Origin of the sequence: Pseudoalteromonas sp. TAE56 (genome assembly GCF_000497955.1) — a bacterium.
Lineage (GTDB): Bacteria > Pseudomonadota > Gammaproteobacteria > Enterobacterales > Alteromonadaceae > Pseudoalteromonas.
Genome location: NZ_AUTN01000044.1, coordinates 1 through 4,884, shown reverse-complemented (window position 1 = coordinate 4,884; position 4,884 = coordinate 1). Strand labels below are relative to the sequence as shown.

Annotated in this window: 7 protein-coding genes; 2 read left to right on the top strand and 5 right to left on the bottom strand. The window is 38.4% G+C overall.

Features of this window, described 5'->3' with window-relative positions; translation table 11 throughout:
* The coding region (locus L656_RS0101520) for a fibronectin type III domain-containing protein (protein WP_029750585.1) at positions 1 to 291 on the top strand (291 nt) is incomplete at its 5' end.
* A gap of 117 nt (positions 292 to 408) precedes the next feature.
* Positions 409 to 855, top strand: coding sequence for a DUF4826 family protein (locus tag L656_RS0101515; RefSeq protein ID WP_024597931.1), 447 nt, complete (start codon positions 409 to 411; stop codon positions 853 to 855).
* A gap of 72 nt (positions 856 to 927) precedes the next feature.
* On the opposite strand, the gene L656_RS0101510 is transcribed toward L656_RS0101515, so the two are convergent.
* The 5 genes from L656_RS0101510 to L656_RS1000000123020 all read right to left on the bottom strand — a co-directional run.
* Positions 928 to 1,386, bottom strand: coding sequence for a GNAT family N-acetyltransferase (locus L656_RS0101510; RefSeq protein WP_024597930.1), 459 nt, complete (start codon positions 1,384 to 1,386; stop codon positions 928 to 930).
* A gap of 153 nt (positions 1,387 to 1,539) precedes the next feature.
* A complete protein-coding gene (locus L656_RS0101505; protein ID WP_024597929.1) occupies positions 1,540 to 2,697 on the bottom strand; it encodes a ribosomal protein uL16 3-hydroxylase in 1,158 nt (385 codons plus the stop codon).
* Between the two features lie 87 nt (positions 2,698 to 2,784).
* Entirely contained in the window at positions 2,785 to 4,155 is a 1,371-nt protein-coding gene (gene purB, locus L656_RS0101500) for an adenylosuccinate lyase (protein ID WP_024597928.1), read from the bottom strand.
* A gap of 31 nt (positions 4,156 to 4,186) precedes the next feature.
* Positions 4,187 to 4,789 carry a high frequency lysogenization protein HflD gene (gene hflD, locus L656_RS0101495; RefSeq protein WP_024597927.1) on the bottom strand — a complete coding sequence of 201 codons (603 nt, stop codon included), beginning with the start codon at positions 4,787 to 4,789 and terminating at the stop codon, positions 4,187 to 4,189.
* The coding region (locus L656_RS1000000123020) for an aminomethyltransferase beta-barrel domain-containing protein (protein WP_139015446.1) at positions 4,789 to 4,884 on the bottom strand (96 nt) is incomplete at its 5' end. The genes hflD and L656_RS1000000123020, both read right to left, overlap by 1 nt.

Here is a 4,884-nt window from a genome sequence, read left to right as displayed (position 1 = left end):
CCCGCGCCGCCAAAAGAAGTTAAAATAACGGGCGCTGTTACTGCTAACACTTCTTTTTCATGGGCGAAAAATGAGGACGAGAACATTGCTGGATATAAAATTTATTGGCGTTATACGAGCGAGCCGCAATGGCAGTTTAGTAAATACGTGGGTAATGTTTCAAAATATACGCTTGAAAATGTGGTAATTGATAATTATTACTTTGGTGTAGCTTCTGTTAGTAAAGACGGTGTTGAGTCACCCGTAGTTTTTCCGGGTGATGTAGGTTCGTTTGATCACAATATAAAATAATAGTTTGCTTAAAAACACAGCAAACAGAGAGCTTTAAGGTGCAAATGGGAGTTTTATGCTTGCACCTTATTTACTAAGCCCTTAGAGTGTAAAAAAAGAAGTAAAAGGTTATTAAAAATGGAACAACAAGAAAAAAAGCCGTTAACAGCAAAAGAGCAAGTTATAACTGATGAGCAAAGAATGCAGTGGCAACGGGAATGTTTTCAAGCAGCGCAAAAGCATTTAGCCGAAAAAGGCATTATGCCGAAATCAGTAGTTGATAAAGACAGCCGATTTTTAGCACCACTTTGTGCAATGTGGAAATTTAAAGCCCAGAACGGTAAAACATATTGGGTAGTTACAGGGCGATTACCTACAGATCATGCTGAGGTAAGTGCAGCTACAGATGCTCGCGATGCAATGCGTTATTTTTCATTGCAGTGGCAATTAAAAGCGGATCAAATTATGAGTACAGGCGCGCGTGATAAAACTCAGGTAGATTTTGCTAACTTACTTATAAATAGAGCACATGGCTTATACGAAATGTATGATAATGAACCACTGTGGGCTAATGAACCCAAGTAGTTTAGGTAACTTAAGTTTAGTTTAAAATAATAATGTGGAGGGCGTTAGTTTATTTATTGCCCTTTTCTTTATCTAATGAACAAGTGTGAAGGGGGTTGTTTTAAACGCTGAAACAGGGCATTGCATGCGTTGCCTGGGTATTCCCGCTTCCATAAAAACATTTCCTTGCTGAATAAAGCCATTTCGCTTAAAACGCTCTACCTCATTTAAAATACAATTAATGCTTACTTCCTCTATACCTTGGTTTGACGCTAATTCAACAATAAAATTGAGAAGTGATTTATATACCTTGCGGTTACGATGCTCGGGTAATACAGCTATTCTGCCGATTAAGCCATCTGTACATAATCTACCTGTTGCAATAGGGCAGTTTGCATCGTCTGTGACAAGTACATGTAATGCAATTTTATCTAGGCTATCGAATTCGATGTGCTTGGGGATATGTAACTCGTAAACAAAAACTCGCTCTCGAATTTTTTGTAACATATCTTTTTTTATATCCCATTCAACTTTATCAACCAGATAGCCCATTGCAAACTCCTATTGATACCAAATTAAAATGAGTAAGTAATCGCAGCAAAATTATTTAAGCCAATATCAGGTAAAATTAAAATTTTTAGCTAACCTGTATACATAATATTTTACGCCGCAAAATGCTCATCATTACTAATAAAATTGGTATTATTATTCTTGGTCTATATTAAACCAGATCCCCTCATTAACAAGTGTAGTAAAGGTTTGAGTAAATACTAAACTTGGGTTTGTTAAGTTTAATGCTGAACTTTCAAACTCAGTATTATCGGTAAGTAGTTTTACCGCCGCTAAGTCAGTTAATGGCATAGCGTAATTTTCACCGTTAACACTTAATAGCACTTCGGTATCGAGCTGCTGGTAAATAGCACGCGTACCACCTAAACGCTCAAACACAGTTTCTTCATCACTTAAATCATCGCTTATTTGCTCTGATGTAAATGGAGGCTCTACTGGTGCTAAATCCATTTCATGTTTGGGCTGACTAAGCGTTGAGCCTAACCATTGTTTAAATAAATCGTCATTTTCTAAAAGTGCCGCCATCAGTGTTTTAACTTTATCAACTTCAAGGTTTGTAAGTTCACCTTTTGATTTTCTTAGTGTGATGTTGTGATCGGTATAACGTTTTTGTCCGCTTTCGGTATCAATAATATGATCGGCAAAGCTCGACAATAAATCTTGTTGATTTGGGGCTCTAAAACCAACTGAATAATTTAGTGCGTTTTCTACAGCGTAACCTTCGTGAGGGCACCCTGGTGGAATATACAAAATATCGCCAGGTTCTAAAATGCAATCTATTACGGCTTCAAATGCTTCAACCTGAAGTAGTTTTTTGTTTTGAGCAAACTGCTTAAGTGTTGGATCGGGTAAGCCTACACGCCAATGACGTTTGCCTTCACCTTGAATAATAAATACATCGTATTGGTCTAAATGTGGACCCACACCACCATTAGGCGTTGAATAGCTGATCATTAAATCGTCTATGCGCCAGTTGGGAATAAACCTAAAAGGTTCTAGCAGTTGTGCAGCATCGCTATGCCAGTGATCAACTGCTTGCACGAGTAAAGTAGAGTGATCGTCAGTTAATTGCTCAAAGTCTTCAAATGGACCTTGGTGTGTTTGCCAATCATTTTTATGATTGGTGATAATACGCGACTCTATGCTTTCTTCCATTGCTAGGCCGGCAAGTTCATTAGCATCAAGCGGGTCTTGAAAATCAGCAAAACCTTGTTTGATTAAAAGCGGCTTTTTTTGCCAAAAATGGCTTAAAAACTCTTGCTCAGACAAATTATTTATTTTTAATTGGTACATACATTATGCCTACTAGTTAGTGCAATGAGGTTAAAACAAAAAAAGCGAAAGGATGATCCTTTCGCTTTTTAAAAGAGCAATTTAGTTTTAAACTAAATCATCAATAAACTCAACAGCGCGGCCAATGTAGTTGGCAGGCGTTAATTTTTTCATTTCTACTTTAGCGTGCTCTGGAAGGTCTAAACCATCGATGAAGTCAGCCATAATTTCTTGATTTACGCGTTTACCGCGTGTTAAATCTTTAAGTTTTTCGTATGGCTTTTCAATGCCATACTTACGCATAACCGTTTGAATCGGCTCAGCTAGCAATTCCCAGTTTTGATCAAGCTCGTCAGCTAAACGTTGCTCGTTTACTTCTAGCTTGCTTACACCTTTAAGTGTTGATTGGTATGCAATAATTGCATAACCCATACCAACACCTAGGTTACGTAATACCGTTGAATCAGTAAGATCACGCTGCCAGCGAGAAACGGGTAATTTTTGTGCAAGATGAGAGAAAATGGCATTTGCTAAGCCTAAGTTACCTTCTGAGTTTTCAAAATCAATTGGGTTAACTTTATGTGGCATTGTTGATGAGCCAATTTCGCCAGCAATTGTTTTTTGCTTAAAGTGATTAAGGGCAATGTAACCCCACATGTCACGGTCAAAATCTAATAATATAGTGTTGAAACGTGCAATTGCGTCAAATAACTCTGCAATATAGTCATGCGGTTCAATTTGTGTAGTAAATGGGTTTAGTGTTAAACCTAAACTTGATACAAATTTATCTGCATGTGTGTGCCAGTCGTAATCTGGGTATGCGCTAAGGTGAGCGTTGTAGTTACCAACAGCACCATTAACTTTACCTAGCATTTCTACTTGTGCAATTTGGTCACGTTGACGCTTTAAACGCATGTATACGTTAGCAAACTCTTTACCCATAGTTGATGGTGTAGCAGGTTGTCCGTGCGTACGAGTCATCATTGGGATTGTTTTGTATTCAATTGCTTTAGCTTTAATTGCACTTAAAAGTTCGTCGCAATAAGGAAGTAAAACATTTTTACGTGCTTCGCTTAGCATCAAACCATGAGATAGATTATTAATATCTTCTGAAGTACAAGCAAAGTGAATAAATTCGTTTATTGCATGGAGCTCACTGTTATCGGCTACTTTTTCTTTTAGTAGGTATTCAACAGCTTTAACATCGTGATTTGTAGTGCGTTCTATATCTTTAACGCGCTGTGCATCAGCTTCACTGAAGTTATCTACAATGGCGTTTAGAAGTGCATTAGCTTGTTCGCTAAATGCAGGTACTTCTTTAATATCGCTTGCTGCAGCTAACGCTTGCAACCAACGCACTTCAACAATTACGCGGTATTTGATTAAGCCAAATTCGCTGAAAATACTGCGTAGTTCAGTGGTTTTGCTGCCGTAGCGACCATCCACTGGAGAGATAGCCGTTAACGCTGAAAGCTCCATAATAACTCCTAAATTTTAGTTTGAACGATAGTTAAATTTTTGTTTTAGCAATGGCGAGTATTTTTCTTTTTGCAAAGAAAAAGTGACGGCGTTTACCGCCCATTTGTCGCCATAATACTGCACTTCTAATGCCGGCTAATAATAACGCACGGATTTTATTTTGAGTGAGCTGCTGTTTTAATAACTCGGGTTTACCATAAACCTGTATTCGGTGCCCAAGGGGGCTCAGCACCGACGAGTAAATATCTGCTAAACCGGCAACAACACTCTCATCGGTAATAGCAAAGTGGTCTAAACGACGATGAATATCATCAATTCGTTTACCTAATTCGTTTAAGCTTTTTTCGTTAGCACTGAGTGCTCGCTCAAGCTGCATTAAACCACCTACGTACTTTACTATTTCAACATCTTTTTGAGCGCCAGCAGTAAGCTGCGCCATTAATGTTTTATAGCCATCACGTAAGTTGTCAGTACCTTGGTAAACATCTTCTGGCGATGCCGGAGATGTTTGAATAATGCTTGAAAGTAAGATTTCTAAATCATGTTCGTTATTGTTGCCGTATTGGGCAATTTTTTGAACTTGTTTAGCAGCCTGGCACATGGCGGCAAGCGCCATGACTTGGTGTTCATTCATTACTTAATCACCGAGTCAATAATACCACCACCTAAACACACATCTTCTGCGTAAAATACGGCAGATTGACCAGGCGTAACTGCTTTTTGTGGCTC